19 protein-coding genes are annotated in these 21,447 nt (G+C 43.9%); 13 read left to right on the top strand and 6 right to left on the bottom strand.

Translation table 11 applies throughout. The annotated features are described in order from the left end of the window. Nucleotides 1–26 precede the first annotated feature (26 nt). A complete protein-coding gene (locus IEY18_RS03390; protein WP_188917770.1) occupies nucleotides 27–335 on the bottom strand; it encodes a cell division protein ZapA in 309 nt (102 codons plus the stop codon). Nucleotides 336–604: 269 nt separating this feature from the next. On the opposite strand from IEY18_RS03390, the gene IEY18_RS03385 reads away from it, so the two are divergent. The 10 genes from IEY18_RS03385 (at nucleotide 605) to IEY18_RS03340 (ending at nucleotide 13,547) form a co-directional block, all read left to right on the top strand. Next, on the top strand, nucleotides 605–1,180 hold the full coding sequence (locus tag IEY18_RS03385) for a UPF0149 family protein (protein ID WP_188917768.1): 576 nt from the start codon (nucleotides 605–607) through the stop codon (nucleotides 1,178–1,180). 94 nt (nucleotides 1,181–1,274) lie between these two features. Then, complete coding sequence (gene ubiH, locus IEY18_RS03380; RefSeq protein WP_188917766.1) at nucleotides 1,275–2,570, top strand: 2-octaprenyl-6-methoxyphenyl hydroxylase; 1,296 nt, start codon at nucleotides 1,275–1,277, stop codon at nucleotides 2,568–2,570. 116 nt (nucleotides 2,571–2,686) lie between these two features. Next, nucleotides 2,687–3,907, top strand: a complete 1,221-nt coding sequence (locus tag IEY18_RS03375; RefSeq protein WP_188917764.1) for an FAD-dependent oxidoreductase — start codon at nucleotides 2,687–2,689, stop codon at nucleotides 3,905–3,907. Between the two features lie 496 nt (nucleotides 3,908–4,403). Further along, nucleotides 4,404–5,498, top strand: a complete 1,095-nt coding sequence (gene gcvT / locus IEY18_RS03370; protein WP_188917762.1) for a glycine cleavage system aminomethyltransferase GcvT — start codon at nucleotides 4,404–4,406, stop codon at nucleotides 5,496–5,498. Nucleotides 5,499–5,577: 79 nt separating this feature from the next. Further along, nucleotides 5,578–5,967, top strand: coding sequence for a glycine cleavage system protein GcvH (gene gcvH / locus IEY18_RS03365; protein WP_188917760.1), 390 nt, complete (start codon nucleotides 5,578–5,580; stop codon nucleotides 5,965–5,967). Between the two features lie 218 nt (nucleotides 5,968–6,185). After that, a complete protein-coding gene (gene gcvP / locus IEY18_RS03360; RefSeq protein ID WP_188917759.1) occupies nucleotides 6,186–9,074 on the top strand; it encodes an aminomethyl-transferring glycine dehydrogenase in 2,889 nt (962 codons plus the stop codon). A 552-nt stretch (nucleotides 9,075–9,626) separates the two neighbouring features. Further along, complete coding sequence (locus IEY18_RS03355; RefSeq protein ID WP_188917757.1) at nucleotides 9,627–10,256, top strand: hypothetical protein; 630 nt, start codon at nucleotides 9,627–9,629, stop codon at nucleotides 10,254–10,256. Between the two features lie 664 nt (nucleotides 10,257–10,920). Then, the gene (locus IEY18_RS03350; RefSeq protein WP_229779708.1) at nucleotides 10,921–12,204 is read left to right on the top strand and encodes an ATP-binding protein; all 1,284 of its coding nucleotides are present in this window, start codon (nucleotides 10,921–10,923) and stop codon (nucleotides 12,202–12,204) included. Between the two features lie 3 nt (nucleotides 12,205–12,207). Then, nucleotides 12,208–12,627: a hypothetical protein gene (locus tag IEY18_RS03345; RefSeq protein ID WP_188917754.1), complete on the top strand. Its 420-nt coding sequence runs from the start codon at nucleotides 12,208–12,210 to the stop codon at nucleotides 12,625–12,627. Next, a complete protein-coding gene (locus IEY18_RS03340) occupies nucleotides 12,627–13,547 on the top strand; it encodes a tetratricopeptide repeat protein (RefSeq protein ID WP_188917753.1) in 921 nt (306 codons plus the stop codon). Before IEY18_RS03345 ends, IEY18_RS03340 begins: the two co-directional genes overlap by 1 nt. A gap of 181 nt (nucleotides 13,548–13,728) precedes the next feature. Here IEY18_RS03340 and IEY18_RS03335 read toward each other — a convergent pair whose 3' ends face one another. The 3 genes from IEY18_RS03335 to IEY18_RS03325 form a co-directional block, all read right to left on the bottom strand. Then, the gene (locus tag IEY18_RS03335; protein WP_188917750.1) at nucleotides 13,729–14,130 is read right to left on the bottom strand and encodes a DUF6746 family protein; all 402 of its coding nucleotides are present in this window, start codon (nucleotides 14,128–14,130) and stop codon (nucleotides 13,729–13,731) included. Between the two features lie 563 nt (nucleotides 14,131–14,693). Continuing rightward, on the bottom strand, nucleotides 14,694–16,070 hold the full coding sequence (locus IEY18_RS03330) for a WG repeat-containing protein (protein ID WP_188917748.1): 1,377 nt from the start codon (nucleotides 16,068–16,070) through the stop codon (nucleotides 14,694–14,696). Between the two features lie 15 nt (nucleotides 16,071–16,085). After that, a complete protein-coding gene (locus IEY18_RS03325) occupies nucleotides 16,086–17,282 on the bottom strand; it encodes a tetratricopeptide repeat protein (protein WP_188917746.1) in 1,197 nt (398 codons plus the stop codon). Nucleotides 17,283–17,779: 497 nt separating this feature from the next. On the opposite strand from IEY18_RS03325, the gene IEY18_RS17375 reads away from it, so the two are divergent. Beyond that, a complete protein-coding gene (locus tag IEY18_RS17375) occupies nucleotides 17,780–17,965 on the top strand; it encodes a type 2 periplasmic-binding domain-containing protein (protein WP_229779707.1) in 186 nt (61 codons plus the stop codon). 174 nt (nucleotides 17,966–18,139) lie between these two features. On the opposite strand, the gene IEY18_RS03315 is transcribed toward IEY18_RS17375, so the two are convergent. Then, nucleotides 18,140–19,054 (bottom strand): AraC family transcriptional regulator, encoded by a 915-nt coding sequence (locus tag IEY18_RS03315; RefSeq protein WP_188917744.1) that lies wholly within the window; start codon nucleotides 19,052–19,054, stop codon nucleotides 18,140–18,142. A gap of 397 nt (nucleotides 19,055–19,451) precedes the next feature. On the opposite strand from IEY18_RS03315, the gene IEY18_RS03310 reads away from it, so the two are divergent. Further along, nucleotides 19,452–19,808: a DUF2750 domain-containing protein gene (locus IEY18_RS03310; RefSeq protein WP_188917742.1), complete on the top strand. Its 357-nt coding sequence runs from the start codon at nucleotides 19,452–19,454 to the stop codon at nucleotides 19,806–19,808. A 76-nt stretch (nucleotides 19,809–19,884) separates the two neighbouring features. Here IEY18_RS03310 and IEY18_RS03305 read toward each other — a convergent pair whose 3' ends face one another. Next, nucleotides 19,885–20,460 (bottom strand): peroxidase-related enzyme, encoded by a 576-nt coding sequence (locus IEY18_RS03305; RefSeq protein WP_188917740.1) that lies wholly within the window; start codon nucleotides 20,458–20,460, stop codon nucleotides 19,885–19,887. Between the two features lie 548 nt (nucleotides 20,461–21,008). On the opposite strand from IEY18_RS03305, the gene IEY18_RS03300 reads away from it, so the two are divergent. Continuing rightward, on the top strand, nucleotides 21,009–21,350 hold the full coding sequence (locus tag IEY18_RS03300) for a hypothetical protein (RefSeq protein ID WP_188917738.1): 342 nt from the start codon (nucleotides 21,009–21,011) through the stop codon (nucleotides 21,348–21,350). Nucleotides 21,351–21,447: the final 97 nt, after the last annotated feature.

Genomic DNA, 21,447 nt, shown 5'->3' with positions numbered 1-21,447 from the left:
ACCCAATCACTGGGTATATTTATAGTTTAGTCCTTGTTATTGGAACGCTCAACTAAGGCGTGCTCAATCGTGGACTGCAACAGATGGATGCGTTCATCAACCTGCTTGGCATATTGTTGATTTTTCGCCTGCTCTTCAATTAATTCATAGCCAATATTTAATGCGGCCATAATTGCAATTTCTTCGCGGCTAAGGTTATTGGTTTTTGCCTTTAACCCCGTGAGCTGGTCTTCAAGCTTTTTGGCGACGGCCCGCAACGCGGTTTCTCGTCCTGCCGGACAAGCAATCGAGTAGGTGCGCCCCATGAGGGTAATTTCAATGGCACTGTTACCCATAATCGCTACAAATCCTTATTGATCAGCTGTTGATCCGGACTATATAGGGCAGATATGAAAAGTGCAAGGTAACGGCGTTGCAATTGCTTCAGCTTTGAGTCGTTTGCTGCATCCATAACCATCGTTGATGGAATACTCAGCAAGGTGCTACATCCGCTAACCCCGCGCTTCAACACGCATTTTTATTGGCTCAAGCTGGCATATGCTTGGTGGTCACTGCTATCTCTGCTAGCATTGCCTCTATCTAAACAGATAATTGGATAATTACTATGGCAACGCCTCCTTCACTATGTCTTGAAAAACTGAGTCAAGAGCTCAAAGCGGCTGAAATTGGCCAGCATCCATCTGAAGTCCATGGCGCTTTAGTCGGGTTGATTTGTGGTGGCGTTGAGCAAAGCAAAGAGGCGTGGGTTAAGCCGCTACTTGAGTTGATGAATGATGGACAACCACTCCCATCGAGCCTGCACCAATTAACCGTTGAACTGTTTCAAGATACCGTGACGCGCCTTGCTGAGTTCGAATTTGGCTTTAGTCCACTACTGCCAGAGGAAGAAGAATCGCTGAGTACTCGAGTTGAAGCGTTATCTTTGTGGGTTCAGTCATTTCTGACGGGAGTTGCGATCGTTCAACCTAAATTAAACCAAGCATCAGCAGATGTTCGAGAAGTGATTAAAGATCTCGCAGAAATTGCCCAAGTCGAGTTTGATGTCAGTGATGATGAAGAGTCTGAGCAAGCTTATATGGAGCTTACCGAATTCGCACGAATGTCAGCTATTTTGTGTTACTCAGAATTTGGGCCTGAAATACCAACGTCTGATGAAGAAGAACATAAGGTCGTTCACTAATTTTGTTCGTAAGCGGAGGCGCTTGCGTCGTGCTTTATCACGAGATCGCAATCGCGCTGCCGCTGAAGTTTTGATCTAAGCGATAGAGTGAGACATGCCCCAATCAACAGAATCCGCGACGCATCAAGTCAACGTTAAAGCAAACCAACCCATACCTGTGGATATTGCCATTGTGGGTGGTGCCATGGCCGGTGCAACTCTGGCTTTAGGGTTGCTTAATGCAGCGAAGCGCTTTCCTCGCCCAATACACATTGCCGTGATTGAAGCGCAAACGGTGACCAATAAACATCCTGGTTTTGATGCTCGCTCGATTGCAATCGCCCATGGCTCGGTTGAGTCGCTTAAAACACTAGGGCTGTGGCAAAGCTTGGCGCATTTGGGCACGCCCATCTCTGATATCCATATTTCTGATCGTGGTCATTTTGGAATGACAGAACTCAATAGCCAGCAGTTCAATGTCAGTGCTATGGGTCAAGTTGTGGAATTAGAACGAGTGGGTCAGGTGCTTTTTGAGCAACTGCAGCAAGCGAGTGAAACTGATGCCGCGCATACACAAGCCAAATTGTCGCTGTTTTGCCCGGCCAAGCTTGAACAGATTTCCGCAAGCACTGAGGCGCAACATTTAACGCTAGATACCGGTGAGCGGATCGATGCTAAATTGGTGGTTGCAGCCGATGGCTTAAACTCAAAAGTTCGACAAGCCTATGATTTGCCTTTAGCGCAGCAACATTTTGCTCAGCAGGGCATTATTGCCAATATCGTGACTGACAAACCGCACGAGCATTGGGCTTGGGAGCGATTTACCGAAACAGGGCCGCTTGCTCTATTGCCCATGAGTGATACCCAAGGGCAACCACGTTTATCGCTTGTTTGGGCACTGGATGATGAGCAGGCCGAACAATTGCAAGCCGCACCAAAGGCTGAGTTCTTAACACGCCTTCAGGCTGCGTTTGGCACAAGAGCTGGACGTTTTATTGATGTCGGTGAGCGTCACCGCTATCCACTGAGTCTCAGTTACATGCAACGCCCGATTTACCATCGAAGCGTGTTTGTGGGGAATGCAGCGCAAACTTTGCATCCAATTGCAGGGCAAGGCTTTAATCTTGGGTTGCGTGACGTTGTGTCGCTTATTGATGTCATTGAGCAGACGATGCAAACACATGGAGACAAGAGCGATTTAGGCAGCGTTGCCGTCACGCATGGCTATATGAATGCGAGGCAACAAGACCGGACCGACACCATTCGCAATATTGAAAGTTTAGTGAGAGGATTTTCCAATCAACACTGGCCGTTAGTGGCGGGGCGGAATATAGGGCTGCGGCTACTGTCATGGTTTCCTATGTTCAAGCATCCGGTGGCAGCAAAAGCCATGGGGTGGCGCGCTAAATAGTTTGCGTTAATTTCTACAACAAGCATCTTGAGTCGTTGCACACGGTTGCAATATTAAGCTGGCAAAATTGACTAACCAAAGCCAAAACATATCCAATTGAATTGAGGAGTAAGGGCATGTACCACACACAAACCTATGATGTTGCCGTTGTTGGAGGCGGTATGGTGGGTCTCGCAACGGCCATTGGTCTTGCTGAAAAAGATCTCAACGTGGTGGTGATTGATGCCGGCGAAACCCAAGCGGTAACGGGTGCACCAAAGCTTCGAGTCAGTGCAATTAACAAAGCGAGTCAAAGGCTTCTAGATAATTTGGGTGCTTGGCAATACCTCGATGAAGGTCGTATGTGCCCATACGACAAAATGCAGGTGTGGGATAAAGATGGTCTAGGAAAAATAGCATTTGATGCAAGTGAGCATGGCGAGCACCACTTAGGTGCGATTATCGAAAACCAAGCCATAAGCTATGCGCTCGCGCAGCGCGCATCTGAGTTCAGTAACATTCAACACATTGAAAACCAGCGTTTAGAAAAGTTGGCCATTGGTGAGCGAGAAGCATGGCTAACCCTCGACAATGGTGAAAACCTAAGTGCTGCACTTGTAGTTGCTGCCGACGGCGCCAATTCATGGGTGCGTCAGCAAAGCAAAATTCCACTGACCTTTTGGGATTATGGTCATCACGCCATCGTGGCAACAATTCGGACCGAGCTGCCTCATTTAGAGACGGCGCGACAGGTTTTCCTCAAAGATGGCCCCTTAGCATTTTTGCCACTCTATGAAGACAACTTATGCTCAATTGTTTGGTCAGTGCCGCCAGAGCAAGCCAAAGCGTTGCAAGCCGGTGGTCGTGAAAACTTTGAGCGTGCGCTAACGGCAGCTTTTGATGGTCGACTTGGTCTATGTCAACTTGAAAGCGAGCTGCAGGCATTCCCATTACGTATGCGTTTTGCACGCCATTTTGCTCGCCACCGTCTGGTGTTGGCAGGTGATGCCGCGCATACCATTCACCCATTGGCAGGCCAAGGAGTGAACTTAGGCTTTTTAGATGCTGCAAGCATTGTGCAAACCTTAGCAGAGATAAAAGCCAGTGGAAAAGATATTGGTGACTACAAAGCACTGCGTTCATTAGAGCGTTGGCGTAAAGCCGAAGCGATGGAAATGATTGCTTCTATGGAAGGCTTTAAACGATTGTTTGCCGGAGACAACCCGATTAAAAAAGCGGTGCGAGATTTTGGACTAAATATTGTTGATAACGTGTCCCCCTTAAAGTCAGTATTTTTGCAGCAAGCCATGGGCAACAAATTTAATTTGCCTGAGTTGTGTCGCGCCACCCCAAAATAATGGCTTTGAATGGTGAGATGCCATGACCCAATTTGCGCTGAATAAGCACTGAACTTTTACGTTCAAACCTGAAGCCCTAGATCCGATGACTTAGGGCTTTTTTGGTCCCTCCACTTTGTGTCCCTCGCTTTACCCTTGAGCTGGCCTAAACTGCGAAAAGTGAATTCCCAATAATAGAAAAACGTGATCTTTATCGTGTTTTTGTGCGGTAAAAATACAACTCTCTTACCTAATACACTGATATTTATCAAGGTTCCTTTTGCTGTATTAAGTTTACCTCTAATCTGACTTTAGGAAACATGGTAAAAAAAGTTTCTGATTAGAAAATATTTTTGTATACATGATGCTGGTGCGGCGTATAATTTGCGCATTATTCAAACCCTGTTTGATACCTTGCAAACGACATGATTTGCAGTTGGTGATTCAACGGGGTTGGTGCCGTTGGCTGCAAAGTTAATGGTGATAGCCCAAAGCAAAAATCCAAAAAGAGATCACAATGGCTAATAAGACTGTACTGCACGACAAACACCTAGAATCAAACGCGAAAATGGTTGATTTTCACGGTTGGGATATGCCACTGAATTACGGCTCGCAAATTGAAGAGCATAATGCCGTTCGTCAAGCGGCGGGTATGTTTGATGTGTCTCATATGACCGTTGTGGACGTGACGGGCAGTGATGCTAAAGTCTTTTTGCAAAAGCTACTCGCAAACGATGTTGCTAAATTAAAAGTGGCAGGCAAAGCGCTTTACGGTGGCATGCTCAATCACGATGGTGGTGTGATTGACGATTTAATTACTTATTACCTGACTGAAACCCATTACCGTATCGTGGTGAACTCAGCGACCCGAGTTAAAGATCTGGCTTGGATCAATGATCAAAGCCAAGGCTTTGACGTCGAAATAAACGAGCGACCTGAGCTGGCAATGATTGCCGTACAAGGCCCCGAGGCCAAAGCTAAAGCGGCGCAAGTATTTGATGCGTCGCAAAACCTAGCCGTAGCAGAGATGAAGCCATTCTTTGGTGTGCAAGCGGGTTCTCTGTTTATTGCCACCACAGGTTATACCGGTGAGGCTGGTTATGAAATCATCGTTCCTGAGGACGAAGCCGCAGCGTTATGGCAAGCATTGCTTGAGGCTGGCGTAAAACCTTGTGGTCTAGGAGCCCGTGATACCTTGCGTCTTGAGGCGGGAATGAACCTCTATGGTCAAGATATGGATGAAGCCGTGAACCCACTGGCTGCGAACATGGGCTGGACGATTGCATGGGAGCCGAGTGAGCGTAATTTTAATGGCCGTCAAGCACTTGAAACTATTAAAGCGCAGGGTACCGACAAACTAGTTGGCCTTGTGATGGAAGCCAAAGGTGTGTTACGTCATGGGATGGCAATCTTTTTCACCGATAGCGAAGGTCAAGAGCACCAAGGCGTGATCACCAGCGGTACTTTTTCTCCAACCTTGGGCTATTCTATCGCCATGGCGCGCGTACCTAAGACCATTGGCGATACGGCTGAAGTCGAAATGCGTAAGAAGCGCGTACCTGTTAAAGTAATCGCACCTAGCTTTGTGCGTAATGGTAAGCAAGCATTCTAACTGATTGAATTTTGGCGTTTCACAGAGAGGCAAACTCAAGTGAAGCGCAATTGTGAATTAAGGAACAAGGATTACAACAATGAGCAACATTCCAAGTGAACTCAAATATGCATCTTCTCACGAGTGGGTTCGTAAAGAGTCAGATGGTAGCTACACCGTAGGTATTTCAGAGCACGCCCAAGAGCTACTTGGCGATATGGTATTTGTTGAGTTGCCAGAAGTCGGCGACACCGTAAACTCAGGTGAAGACTGTGCAGTTGCCGAGTCTGTAAAAGCGGCGTCAGACATCTACTCACCACTGACGGGTGAAGTGGTTGCCGTGAACGAATCTTTGGAAGATTCCCCAGAATTAGTAAACAGCGATGCCTATGGCGATGGTTGGTTCTTCCGCGTCATGCCAACTGACGAAGCTGAGCTCGATAACTTACTCGATGCTGAAGGCTATCAAGAAGTCATCGACGAAGAATAAGTACGCAAACTAGCAAAGCCCCAGCCTAATCGCGGGGCTTTGTTGCATTATCAGTTCGAATGATTCGACGCTTGCTTGCACGCTGATAATGTTGCCAACTCAGACTTTTCTATGAGTCTTTGTTGCATCCATTACGACACAATAACGAGACCGATAACTGCGAGAGTGATTTGCGCTGCGGATCTGCATATCGGCACCAAAACGGAACTAGGTTGACCATGACCACACAAACGCTTACCCAACTCGAACAACACGAACTCTTCTTGCGCCGTCACATCGGCCCTGATGCCGCTGAGCAGCAAGCAATGCTCAATGAAATTGGCGCAGAATCACTGGATGATCTGACTCAACAAACTGTCCCTGAGGCGATTCGTTTGCAGCGGGAACTGTCAATCGGTGACTCCCACAGTGAGTCCGAAGGATTGGCCTATATTCGAGATATTGCAGCTAAAAACCAAGTGTTTAAGAGCTATATTGGTACGGGCTATTATGGCACTGAAGTTCCGAATGTTATTTTGCGCAACGTGCTCGAAAATCCGGGTTGGTATACGGCCTACACTCCGTATCAGCCTGAAATTGCACAAGGTCGCCTTGAAGCGATTTTAAACTTTCAGCAAGTGTCGATGGACTTAACCGGCCTTGACCTCGCATCAGCATCACTGCTTGATGAAGCCACCGCAGCAGCGGAAGCCATGGCACTTGCCAAGCGAGTGTCTAAAGCGAAAAAAGCCAACATCTTCTTTGTGGCAGATGATGTGTTCCCGCAAACCTTAGACGTGGTCAAAACCCGTGCAGAGTGTTTTGGTTTTGAAGTGGTTGTCGGTCCTGCCAATGAAGCCGTGAATTACGAGCTGTTTGGTGCGCTATTTCAATATACCAATCGGCAAGGTCAAGTCACCGACTTTACCGAGCTATTTGCAGCATTGAAGGATAAAAAAGCCGTGGTTGCGGTAGCTGCGGATATTATGTCGCTAGTGATGTTGAAGTCACCTGGTTCTATGGGCGCAGATGTGGTGTTTGGTAGTGCCCAGCGCTTTGGCGTGCCGATGGGATATGGTGGTCCACATGCGGCGTTTTTCGTCGCGCGCGATGCCCATAAACGCTCTATGCCGGGTCGCCTCATTGGTGTATCAAAAGATACCCGAGGTAATCAAGCCTTGCGCATGGCAATGCAAACCCGTGAGCAACATATTCGTCGCGAAAAAGCTAACTCGAATATTTGTACTGCGCAGGTATTACTGGCCAATATGGCCTCATTTTATGCGGTATTCCATGGCCCACAAGGGCTGAAATTAATTGCCGAGCGTATCCATCGTTTTGCCGATTTATTTGCCGCAGGTCTACAAGCCAAAGGCATCGAACTTGTGAACGATACATGGTTTGATACGGTTTCGTTCAAAGGTGTTGATGTCGCCGCCATTCAGGCGCGCGCTTTAGCTGCGCAAATTAATTTGCGTTACGACGATGATGGTGTCGTTGGCGTGAGCTTTGATGAAACGACAACCCGTGAAGATTTAACAGCTCTATTTGATGCAGTATTAGGTTGCGATCATGGTCAAGAGGTTGCAGCGCTAGATGCGCAAGTCGTGGCGGCGAGTCGCCAGTCCATTCCTGCTGAGCTGGTGCGCAAAGATGCAATTTTGACCCACCCAACATTTAATCGTTACCAAAGCGAAACAGAAATGATGCGCTATATTAAGCGCCTAGAAAACAAAGATTTAGCCTTGAATCATTCGATGATCTCACTGGGATCATGCACCATGAAGCTGAATGCTGCTGTCGAAATGATCCCGGTCAGCTGGCCACAGTTTGCCAACATGCATCCTTTCTGTCCGTTAGAGCAAGCCGCTGGCTATACCCAGTTAATCGAAGAGCTGTCGACAGATCTTGTTGATATCACAGGCTATGACGCCGTGTGTATTCAACCAAACTCAGGCGCTCAAGGTGAGTACGCAGGGTTGCTGGCGATTAAGAAGTATCATGAGTCTCGCGGTGAAGCCCACCGTAATATCTGCCTCATTCCACAATCGGCCCATGGCACCAACCCTGCCTCAGCTCAACTCGCAGGGATGAAAGTGGTAGTCACTGCTTGTGATAAAGAGGGCAACGTTGATCTTGATGATCTGAAAGCCAAAGCCGCTGAAGTAGCAGATCAACTCTCTTGTATCATGATTACCTACCCTTCAACACACGGTGTGTATGAAGAAACCGTCTCTGAAATTTGCGATATCGTGCATCAACACGGCGGGCAAGTTTATTTAGATGGTGCCAACATGAACGCGCAAGTAGGTCTCACGTCACCGGGCTTTATTGGGGCGGATGTATCGCACTTGAACCTCCACAAAACCTTTGCAATCCCTCATGGTGGTGGTGGTCCAGGCATGGGGCCGATTGGCGTGAAGTCTCACCTCGCTCCATTTGTGGCAGGGCACACGCTCGTGAAGCCAGGCCGAGAAAGTGATAATAATGGCGCAGTGTCAGCTGCACCATATGGTAGTGCGAGTATTTTGCCGATCACCTGGATGTACATTAAATTGCTCGGTACCAAAGGGGTTACGCAAGCGACTCAAGTTGCATTGTTAAATGCCAACTACATCATGAAAAAGCTCAGTAATCATTACCCTGTGCTGTACACGGGTCGAAATGATCGTGTTGCCCATGAGTGTATTATTGATTTGCGTCCAATCAAGGAAAGCTCGGGTGTCACCGAAATGGACATTGCGAAACGACTGAACGATTACGGTTTCCACGCACCGACGATGAGTTTCCCTGTTGCTGGCACCTTAATGATTGAGCCGACTGAGTCGGAATCAAAAGTGGAGTTAGACCGCTTCATTGAAGCTATGATTGCCATTCGTGGTGAAATTACGCAAGTGGAAGCAGGGGATTGGCCGAGTGATAACAACCCGCTGCATAATGCACCTCATACCATGGCGGATATCATGGATCCTGCGTTCGAAGAGCGCCCATACAGCCGTGAAACCGCCGTGTTCCCAACCACAGCCGTGAAAGAAAATAAATTCTGGCCAACCGTCAATCGCATTGACGATGTGTTTGGGGATCGGAACCTTATGTGTAGTTGCGTGCCGATTTCTGATTACGAGTAATTGCTGCTTAGTTGATAAATGTTAATTAAGTTTGTGACTGTTTTAATGAAGTTTGTGACCGTAATTAAGATTGTGACTGGCTAGATTACGAAATATTCTGCATTACGTTAAAAAGCGAACCAGAGATGGTTCGCTTTTTTTTACAACTCACTTTTGCCCCTTTTCGCGTTATGAACTAGCTAGGCGAGGCATAGCTTTTCTAATGGATGCAAGGATACGGCTCCAGCCAACCCTCTTTATCCATAACTTACTAACGATGACGACATCGTAGCAATCAATCCGGTTTGTTCTGTAGAGCTCAATTCGGTGAAGACAAGGCTGACCGCTGTCATTGTCTGTTATTTCAATCACACGTCTCAGCTTGGGTGTGGTCAGTTTATCATGTTGATCTCGCTCCTTGCAGATCTTGTTACTATATGATTTGATGACGTTTTGTTGATACTTGCTGGTTTTCCGGTACGTAGTGCACCTCCTACCTTGTAAGGTAGCAGAGCTTGCAAGGTCACACTAGTAAACTGTTAAGCACCTATACCGAACACAGATAGGATTACGATGTTTGAAGAATTAATGAATCACAAAGAATGGATTTTTAGTGGCCTTGGAATTGTTGTTGTCGGTGGCCTAATTACAATAATAAAGAAAGTGAAATTTTCATCTCTGAGAAAGAGAGCGTCATCTCTTTACGGAGTCTTAGCTAGCGTATTTAAATCAAACGAAGATATTCTTAAAAACATTAATATAGATCTTCGTCCTCGAAATGAGCCATTTGAATTATGGCTGCATGATCTGCCAAAGAGCCAGTTTTGGCTAAGGGGAGTAAACTTAAATCCCTTCGATATTGAGATTAAGCAAATTTCAATTGAATTTAACTATGGTGGCATGTCTGCAAAGTGCAACGAGTTCTTACATGACAGGTATCTTCATGGCCTCTCTATTAATGACGCAATTCTTGTAGAAGATGACTTAACAGGTGAGCAAGCTGACTATATTGCTGAGTATGAGGATAACCCCCGAAGTAAAGTTACGATTAAGGCAGTACTAAAGACGCCATCCAAAGAGGTTCTATACGAAAATCGCTATTTAGAAGGTGCTTTACCATCTTTAGTCAATGAGCAACTTCGTAAAGAGAAAATGCTTAACAAATCAAAGCACACGGACGCAGATGCCTGCGCCGGTGTTTGAGTCGTTGATGCATAAATCATGAAAAATTGTGCTCACGAAAATGTAACTTGTTTAAATCAGTATGATTTGATTCGTAAGTATCACTGTAAAGATTGCAATGAAGTCATGATGTGCTCATGCGATCAAGAGCATGGTGAGAGATTTCTACCTCATCAGCTTAATATGGGTTCTTGGAAAGGTTCAAGAGAAAGGATTCCTGTTACAATAGGGTTTCAGGAAAAAATATGTCCAGTCTGTAGAGGGCTAAAGGCTGTAGCTGCACCAAAAGCCCCTATGTTAATTTGCATCCAAAAGTGATCCACTTTACCCCTTGGTTTGCACCGAAAACAGATCCATGTACAGTCAATGCAGTGGAACAGAGAATGAATTTTTGAATCGCCACTGATTTCCTAGACTCCTTTTAGTTATTGAAAAAACAGTAGTTTATGCTAGAGTGATTCCAATCTAAGAATATGCGTAAATGCACATGCGCACGACTAAGCTGTTATACATAAACCTCGACGGGGACTAGGGGGGCTGTCCAAAACGGACATAGATTGTTAAGTTTCGAGTTGCAAGAGTTTGAAATTGAAAGTCCCTAGCCCCCTAATTTGTTGGAATGGTCGATTCTATTTACAATCGGGCGCTCGTTGCTTGATAAACCAGATTATAACGGAGACAACTTGTGGACGACGCTGCATTACAAGGTTTACTTGCTGCATTTAAAGCCGCACCCTCTGCAGAACTTGCGAAAGTTATATGTGTTTCGCAAGTAAATAAGGGCGATATAGAGCAAGCATTAGTCTATTTAGTATATGTTGAGAGCCCATTCAGTAAGGAAAACATGGAAAAATGGGAAAATGCATTTACCTCAGGCACGCTTGCGGCATTAAATTCAAGTAACATTTCCACTCTTGCTTCCGAATTCTTGCGCTTACAACACGAAGATATAGCGAAAGATATTTACAGAACTGCTGTTGATAATGATCTAATTCCCAGAACTTCTGAACTGGATTCACTGTTTTCAGTGAGCACAGAGTCAGTAAAGTTACGAGTAGTTGAAAAAGTAGATTTTGAAAGCGTGACAGATCTTTCTCGCTATCGTCAAGCCACTACAAACTTTTCTGACGTAGTCGGTTTACACAAAATAAAGAAACAGATTAGCAAAAAAATTATTCTTCCTCTGCAAAAACCATCTTTGTTCCAGCGGTTCAAAAAGAAAGTTGGTGGTGGTGTTCTATTGTTTGGCCCGCCTGGGTGCGGTAAAACCTTATTGGCTAGAGCCACAGCAGGTGAATGCAATGCTTCGTTTTTTAACATTGAAATATCAGATGTGTTGGATATGTACATTGGCGAGTCTGAACAAAAACTACATGCTATATTCGAAAAAGCCCGCGCTGAAACTCCAAGCGTACTTTTTTTTGACGAGCTTGAAGCTCTGGCTGGTAAACGCGAACATACTCGCAATAGTTCTTCTAGTAATATCATTAGCCAATTTTTAACGGAGTTGGATGGTTTTTCTCAGAATAACGAAGGCGTGTTGGTGCTCGCGTCCACCAATGTTCCCTGGGCAATTGACCCCGCTTTTTTACGACCCGGCCGGTTTGACCGAATGTTTTTTGTTCCACCACCCGATAAAGACGCGCGCGCCGCCATTCTTGAACATCACATGAAAGAGCGCCCAGTGAAAGGTGATATTAGCTATCCACGCTTCGCTTCACAAACGTCTGGTTATTCTGGAGCCGATCTAGCCAATTTGGTTGAAATGGCCGTAGACGAAGCCATTGATGAATCAATTACCCGTGAAGTTGACATTCATATTGAAGATCGCCATTTTAAAGACGCATTAATAGAAAGCCGGCCAACCACAGCTGAGTGGCTTACCACTGTAAGAAATTATGCACGCTACGCCAACGATGGCGGGCGCTATAATGACGTGTTAGATTTTCTAAAAGCGCACGGGAAATAATTTATGGCCACTTACCAAATTATTGATGAGCCCAAAACTAGGGCGTTAGATCGCTTAATTGTAGACCCGACCATAATACTTTTCGTGGGCATATTTTTACCTTTCATTTGGAACCCTCCGTTTTTAGGTCGCTTTTGGATACCTCTTGTATGGCTTTTAGTTAACGGCTTTCTATTGGGCAGCCCCACAATTAAAAAAGAACTAGTTTTTGCAATACTCGGTTCAATTTGTTGGTTTTTCATACCAGTGCTCGTTGATTCAATAGTCCAGCTTAGCGGTTGGAATATTCCAACCGAAAACGTACGACCATACAGCCAAATAGTGGGAATGGGTGTGTTTTTCTTTACGCTGTATATGGTTGTATTTTTACAATCGGCACCTTTTGCTATATTCCAATACCTTAAAAATCAGGCGAACCGATAATGGAAGATTACCGTTTAGAATCGGCCTGGCGACATTATCGTTTTGGCCAACATGAAATGGCCATAGACCTTTTAAAACAGTTGCTTGCAAACGATCCAAACAGCCCTATTTCTCACGCGCTTCTCGCGGCAAATTTGCTCTCCATGGGCAGGTTGCATGCCGCCGAATACGAATTGCAAATAGCTATGGAGTTAGACCCAAACTCCAGTTTCTTGTATTTAGTCTACGCCCGAATTGATTTGTTTAAAAACAAACCAAATCTTTCTATGGAGCACTGCGCTGAAGCTTTAAGGCTTGAACCAGAGAATGTTGAAGCACATTTGCTAAAAGCACACATCCATCAAATGCAAAAGCAGTGGGAAGACGCACACGAATGCCTTTCTAATGCTGCCAAATTAAATCCACTTCATTTGGGTGTTATCGTTGCTTTTGGTGACCATCACTTAAGCAAAGGCGACGCTAAGCAAGCATTATACTTTGCAACCGAGGCGTTGGGTTATAATGCAGAAGATCAAGATGCCAACTTGTTAATGGGTGAAGTGCAATTAGCGATGGGTAATGTAAAAGAAGCGGAGTACCATGCAAAATTTGTAATTGCCCATAACCCTAGCTCGAAAGAAGCGTTACAGCTATTTTGCAGTATTAAAATGAGAAAAAACATGTTCATGGGTTTATGGTGGCGGTTCAATGTAAAAGTTGCCGCGCTTAATAACTTGAAAGCTAGCCTTGTTTTGATTGCTGGCTTTGTTCTGTTTAATTTATTGTCTTTAATTATGGCTGATATGGGTTATGAAACTCTTTCTAATAGCGTTTCTTATGCATGGGTTGGCTTGGTTGCATACTCGTGGATTGGCATTCCCATTTACTATTTCGCCCTAAAAAAGGAAATGGCGCAGTTTTCATTTAATCCTGAATTTTAAATCTGGCTTTGGTGTTCTGCTCAAGTTTAACCGGACACATCCTAATTGAGTTATCCCATTGAAATAGTAATCTGAACATGCTCAACTAGATCTTAAAATCTAACTCGTTTATGTCCAGAAACAAGTTTGTCAAAAAGCGTCATGGCTGTGAATATTGGTCGGTGCGCTATTATGCATTCGCCTAAAAACAAAATATGAATCTATCTACTAGATGAAAGTATTCCTCTATGTGCACATTGAGCTGTTCCGGTCGATTATTCTCTGAAGCAATATGGATATCTTCAACAACGGCTGCAATCTCCTTCGCTAGATCTTGCTGTTGTCCACTCAGGTTTTCTACAAAATACGCTACGCTTTTCTCAAGGGTATATGTAATCACATGTATTTGAGATATTTCCTCTAGACTTAGCTCTTTCTTACTGCTCATTTCGACTGTTTTGTCTAAGAAAATTTCTTTAGCTTGCTGCATGGAATTTACATCTACAGCTTGAAGGTGACGAGTGGGTTTCTCTTCCAACTCGTCTGATGCAAGTAAGGAAAAGGAAAAAAGCATTGTAAGAGCCAATAGTAATAATTTTTTCATCTTACTTTCTCCGATCTCGATGACATCTGTCGCGCAAAATTTTGATATTCAGTCGAGTTGCATTGTGAGTTCGATCTTGCGAATAAAGCGCTGTAATTGAAGTTTAAATGTATCATTCGGCAAGCAAATATCAAAAGATACTGAGTCGTAGGGTATACGCATTTCGATGGTGACAATATTATTAATTATCAGGTAGATAGATTTAGTTTTGTTTGTGTGATGGTTACGTCCATTTATTAATATTTAGTTATGAAGCAGATGGATGATACTGCGTGGACTGGCGCCGAGTTGTCGCTGCTCTTCAAAACCGGTGCGCTGTTTGGTCAAAGCGCTCTGAGTAAACTATATTTGGCTGGTTTCCCCATTTTCTTTAGGCGAGTTAGCTGACCAATTCGTCATGACCTTCGATTTAGTCCATGTGTCGCATAGTTATCGAGCTTGTACCCGCAAATTATTGAAGCTTAACCAAGATATTCAAAAGCGAATCCGAGAGGGTTCGCTTTTTTCAATGGACACAGATAGTTAGCCGATTCAGGGGAGTAATTCGGCAAGCCCCTTATTTATTAGTATTCCTTTTGAAGGCAGATAGTTGAATTATCGCCTTTTTTTGACACCGCTTCGGAAATTCGTTTGCCCTTTTTATTGATGTAATAAGATTTGTAGCGATAAGGGCGGTGTCCACAGCGAAGCGACTCTAAGCTTTTATAATCAATTTTGACTAAGGCTTTACCCTCTGAAAAGGAGTAGGCTGCCCATACGTTTTTTTGAGGGGCAATAATCCAATTTCCTTTGAAATCAATATATCCATAGCCTCTTTTTGTTCGCACTGGTGCTAGGCCTTCGCTAAACTCTCCTGCTTTCAAAAACTTCGGTTGGATTACAACTTTTTTGTCACCATTTCTATATCCGTATACCCATTCACCATTCACTTTCTTTTGAAAGGGCTCTAGGTCTATACTTGGCAAAGTGCGGGCTGCTATTTCATTGTATCTATCTTCTTTTCTAACCAGATTGTCTTTATATATTTCATTTATTCTTTTTATTTCCCGTTTATGTTTACGGAGAACATTGTCTTGGCTTTTTCGCAGTTGTGATTTATTTTTGCTTTGAAGCATTTCTACTTCAAATTCGGCAAATATATCATCTTGAGTATTGGAACGAATTGTTTTGTTTTCGTCCTTTTGTCGCTTATCGTTAGACTTTTTCAGCTTTGCCAGCTTATTTTTTTGCTCTTTTTCGACAATCGCTTTAACGAAGCTCATAAAATTCGCATCAAATTTATAAAAGAGACACTTGGCGGCATATTGTGCTCCGTTATGACATTTTGCGTCTTTGAATTTTAGAACGTCGGAGCTAAAGATTTTTTGAGCCCTTTGGAGCCCTACGTAATTCGGTTCTTTGGATACTGAGCCCAAATAGCCATCAATAAATAGCTCATTCCAGTTTGGACTTATTGGAATGTTGAATGAACTACTACCGAATTCACCGATTCCAGGTTTACTGACAATTCCTAAGTCTACGATCATACCGAGTCCTGCTCTTGAGGCGTGCTTAGCATTGAAAACGGTGGTTTGTATTTTTACAGCCGCTTGAATTATATCTACACTTTGAAATACGGAAGCGGGAAGGCAGCTATTCATGTTTGTGGTTTCGCAAGGGTGATAAGTCGTTGTTTGAGTAACCGAGTCTCCTTGTTTAATGCTTACTTTATGTATTTCCCATTGAACTCGACTATCAACCAGAGGTTCTCCAAGAAGTGTCCATAGTTTCCAGTTCACCCTCATTGTGACATCAGCTTCCGCTTTGACGTTGTTGTAGCCTACGTCTACTAACGGAGTCGTGATTCTTCGGGTGAAACTTCCAGAGTGTTCTTTAGCTAAACTAATCGGCACATATAAGAGTGAACAAATTACTATCAAGATGTAGAAAGTGTTTTTCATTTTATTGCCCGGCGCTTAAATTGAAATATTTGCTAGTCGTTGCTTAGCTTGTTCTGCGTAATGCCCACTGGCTTCAGTATTTTTAAGGTATTGTTGATAATGTTCTTTTGCACCTTTAAAGTCTCGGACGTTATATAAAGACTCGGCTTTGTAAAAAATCATGCTATCAGGTAAATTTACTTCCAGTTTTTCCATAAGATCAAAATAGGTAAGAGATAAGGCATAGTCCTTATTTTTAAGAGACTGTGTTAAACCAATTTTGTATTTTCTTTGGCGAGCGGGTAAATCAAGGCTGCGGTCGTTTTCAAACTGCTCTAGTAGGGCTATGTGGCTAGTAATAAATTTCTTTTTTGTCTTTAAGTATTTGTAGTTCTTACAGTCGTTAGAAGTAATGGCTAAGTGACTTGAGTCTTCATCTTCACACCAGCGCTTCATTGATTTAAAGTAATCTAGGGATATTTCATGTAAGTTGTTTGGGCATGTGTTTCCTTTAGGGATATATTCCTCATGATTTAAGCAAAGGTCTACGAGTGACATCGCATAATAATCCCAAACATGGACTTTGTTGTGCTTGAAAAAATAGTTTGCGGACTTTTTAAAATCACCTTTAAGATAAGTAGTGTGCCCGAGGAAACTGCAGTATTTATTCAAAGAATGCTCGTCACATAATTTCTCTGCAAGACCTTTTTGGAGTGCAAGTGTTCTTTTCCCATAGTGCGAATCTCTGTTTGAGATGACGGCAAACCATAGTTCATTTAAAATTCTTGAGTTTTTATTTTTAACAATATCTGAGGCTTTTTGTAGATGGCTAAGGTTACGCTCATAGTAAAGCGGACTTGCGACGAGAAGCCTATACATTCTCCAGTATTCACTATCAATCTTCGTTCGATTATCGTCAAATGATTGCAGTGCATTTACAATCCACAACCCACACTTCTTCGCGTCGACCATGAAAGTGTATTTTTTCCGTACTGGCGGCTTACGTAATCGTTGTTGGTAATGGTTTATTCCTGAACAGTAGTCTTCTGCTAACAGTGCGACTGCTTTAAAGTTCCCGCTTTCAGCTTTGGCTTTATGCCCTTCATGGATGCGAACAACACCTTGTTTTGATTGGTATGTAAGCCTTTCTTGACCACGCATAAGCACGGATCCGCAACCAGAAAGAAAGAGTATGTATATTAAAATGCTGACCCATAAATATTGACGGTTCATACTGAGTTATTCCATTGCCGGAAACGTGTGAGAAAAGGGGCTCATTTTAACGAAAAGCATGATTCGATGAGCACATGTGGCTCACATAAATTGCGATTGAAGCTGCGAGGCTTGGCGTAGGGCTAAATTCAAAGGGGTTTGCCACTCGCTTACGAAACGACGTCCTGATTCATTCTCTGCAATCACAAGTAATTGACTAGACCCAAGAAGCACACCCATAAATGGAGCACATCTTCAATGGTTGCAGCGACCCAACGAAATTGGTCACTGTGGACTTTTTTTAGCATCAACAAACAACACGTCGCCATTTATAAAATCGTCGACTGAACGTTCGAATGCTTTGCCTACCAATTGACTTGGCACTGGCTCAAAGCCGGGTATCATTTCGCCCTCTCGACCGAACTTTAAAGGTTCAATTGATGATTGGTTTAAGCAATATGGCCTAGTGCGAAACGTGGTCGTATCAGCGCCGTGTTTTTCTGTGGTACCACTTTATCTTGAATCCACAGACTCTATTGCGTTTTTTGCCTTCAAAGGCATTGGCGGGACTTCATTTAACTCAAATTGTTATGGATGAAATGCCTGAATCGTTTGATGTAATTGTCGCGCGGCACCCAAGGTTTAGTGATGAACCGTTACAAAAAGGGGTCATCTCTCAACTTGAAGAACACCATATCGATTAAGGGATGTCACACATTTGAGTCGTTACTTGTTATCGTTGCGATCGTCAATAAGTTGCTGATTATCGACGGCTAACATGATGGTTGCGCTAAATTGAAAAGCGAACCCAAGAGGGTTCGCTTTTTTGTGACTCATGGATGCCCTGCGAGCGTTATCCTGAGATCCTGCTTGGGTCGCTATTTGTCTGATTTCAGGGGAATGCAGATATCAAAAATCCATTTGCCTTCAGGATGCTCTTCGGCATTGTTATGGTAGAGCTCGTAGCAGGGTTTATCTGCGCATTCGTATCCGCTGGTGACTAACCAGCCGAAGGCATCATCCCATGCTTGTTGAAACCCATCGCATGGTACTTCAAAGTGGCATACGCCATAGAGTCCGCCAGTGATCGTTTGCAGGGCGACTTTGCCTTCCACAGCGGTTCCGTTGGGCACGCTAACGCAGGCATCAACACGACATTTTTCAGCCGGTGTGACTTCTGGGTTATCCCAGTACACGCTGACGATTTTACCCGTTGCTAAGTGCCCGCGAGGGGCTGCCCATTGGCACAATTCAGTCATGGCTTGTTCGCAGATTTCTTTTCCGTAAGCGCCGATTTTCCGTACATAGGCAACATTGAGTTGCGGCATTTGTTTGATTTCAGCTTTCATTGCACTTCTCCTTTTACTATTCAATTGGTTGATGAATGCAGTATCTGGATCATAAAGTGCCTTGAGTGATAGGGCGTTTTCGCTGTTGCGCTCTTTGTTTCCAATCTTGCTTTTTCGATATTGAGACGGCGTGATGTTGAAACATTGGCGGAATGCTTTGGCAAAATTCTGCGAGCTGGAAAAGCCACATTCCATCGCAATGGTGGTGATATCATCAAACTCATTGGAGAGCAGTCGGTTGGCAGCCGTTTCAAGGCGCAGTCTGCGGGTGAAATCCGCGACGGTTTCTCCTACCACTGCTTTAAAGATCCGATGAAAGTGAAACTTTGAAAAAGCTGCCACTTCAGCAATTTCATCCAGTGACAGATCTCGTTCAAGGTTTTGACTGATATAGTTCATTGCCGCGCAAACCCGAATTTTATAGGCCGCTGTGTTGTGTCCCATTGTAGTCCCTTTCACTCACGTCATTTAGTGGCATGAACGTGTGATCGCCATGCTCCGTTTCACTTCTTATCACATTTCATATAACTCGTGTACCTTTGTGCGACTTGGCTGATGCTCGCCTCAACTAAATTTGTCGCTTCAAACCATAGACAAGAACTTGAGTGAATGTGTTGCGTCGGTGGCCACATTTTTGAGGTGTTGGGTTGCAGCATTGGTATTCCTGATCAAAACCCTTGAATCACGCGTGCTTCTCCTTTTTCAAAAATTAGATGCTATATAATGTCTGTAAATGACAATCGATTGAGCTGTTATCGTCGAAATCTATAGGTTGTGGGGTTATCCCCGTTGCCTCGTGAGATAAGCGAGAATACGCCCAGTACTGGAGAATTAGATTGATATGAGTAGTGTGCAAGCAGAGGCATCTGCTTTTTATAAAGAAGTTGCGAAATCTGGGGTTGTTTGGGGGATCAAAAACAAAGCTGGTTTTCCAGCGCCACGAGGCGTTAGCGGCAAGCAAGCCATGCCATTTTGGTCTTCAGAAAAACGGGCCAAGCTAGTAATACATAGCGTGTCAGCCTATGCCGAGTTTGAACCAACAGCTATCCAATGGTCAGATTTCTGTACCCATTGGGTACCAGGGCTCAAGAAAGATAACTTTTTGGCGGGTATCAACTGGTCTGGTAAGCGTGCTTCTGGTTTTGATATTGAGCCCGACTTATTGCAAGAGGCTGTTGAAACCTTCCGAGAAAGTTAAAGCCTGCTTATTCAACACAAATCGGTGTGGGGATGAAACAGCGGCATCGATTGATGCCGCTGAAAACGCAGGGAGTTTAACGGCCCATCATAAAGAATTCATCATCAGGGCGTACAGCGAGTAAATCCATCATGCGGTTCGATAGGTTGAAGAAGGCTGTGATGCCACCGATATCCCAAATATCCTCATCTGATAACCCATGAGCGTGGAGTGACTCAAAGTCTTCCGTGCTAATTGTCGAAGGTTCCTTGGTCATTTTGAGTGCAAAGGCAATCATCGCTTTTTGACGTGGGCTGATATTTGCCTCACGGTAATTGACCGCAATTTTCTCTGCAAGATACTTATCGCCAGACTCAAGACGAAGCACTGCGCCATGAGACATGACGCAATAAGTGCAGCCATTTTGGTTAGAAAACGCAATGATGAGCATTTCTTTTTCTGCAGCGGTTAAGCCGCTTTCTTTTGCCATTGTTGCTTCATTGTATGCAAGAAAAGCGCGTAACTCAGCAGGTCGGTGTGCAAGGGCAAAAAGTACATTTGGAACAAAGCCGAGCTTCTCTTGGAATGACAGCATTGCATCTTTGATATCTCCAGGAAGCGTATCAAATTCTGGAACGGGGAAGCGGCTAATACTTGCATCAGGTTGTTTCATTATTTAGTCCTTTGATGTTGAATGTCTATCACTTTTAAGTGGTTGCAAGGATTATATTTCTCTTACAAAGAAATAATAATTGGCCGCTTCGTTGAAAGAGTTTTTTGATATTTTTAATATTCCAAATCTCTTTGGAATAAAGGAATGATTGGGCTTATGAGATTCGCGGTTGGATAGATGTTTAATTATTTAGTCTTCACTGCAAAGAGAGCACTGCTGAGTGCTTTCAAGTATTATTCAGTGTCAATGTAGTACCGTTTTGTAGACTTCCCTACATCGAATTTATGCTTAAGCTCATCATGAGCTAAAAAGGCGATATCTAAGGTGCTTGCCGTTATTCGCATACCTAGTTAATTTCTTTTGCAGTTTTATCATGAATGATAAGTTGGGACTTATGCAGAATAAGACGTATCTACACTTGCTGGTAATGTAAAAGTTTATTATTGTCTGCAAGTTAGTGGGGAATCAAAGCCTTAGCCGTTCACATCCTTATCGGCTTATTTGATGAATTGGAATGACGATAATGTCAAAGCTATTTAGAGAAAAAGATGAATACAGTTAATCTTATGGAAATATATGCAGAAAGAGCTCGGCTACAATTGTCGCTGATTTCCTATTTGAAAATTGCTATTTTTATGTCGCTTGGTATGGCTGTTTTTGTCGTTATTATTGTGAATACTTACGGTGCGTCCCATTTTGAACCTGCAGAGCGGTGGCCGTCTGTTGCTTTATGGGTATCAGTGGGCTCTGCGCTATGTACTCTGATTGCAGGAGCTGTAGGCTCAGTTATTTCGTACCCCCTATACGCTTTTTGGTGTAATCAGATTAAAGGTCAGTGGATTTCTGGAAAAATTGCCGCTCAGGTTGAAAACTCTAGTATAAATCAATAGCCCACTCGTCAATAGGTGAGCGATTAGAATGTCAAAGTCTCGCTCAATGTTGCTTTGTCATATCAAACAATGCTGATATCCATCGTTCGTATGATAG

The sequence above is a fragment of the Shewanella gelidii genome (assembly GCF_014647855.1).
GTDB lineage: Bacteria > Pseudomonadota > Gammaproteobacteria > Enterobacterales > Shewanellaceae > Shewanella > Shewanella gelidii.
Note: the sequence above shows the minus strand (reverse complement) of the source record. Positions and strands in the feature narration are given on the sequence as shown.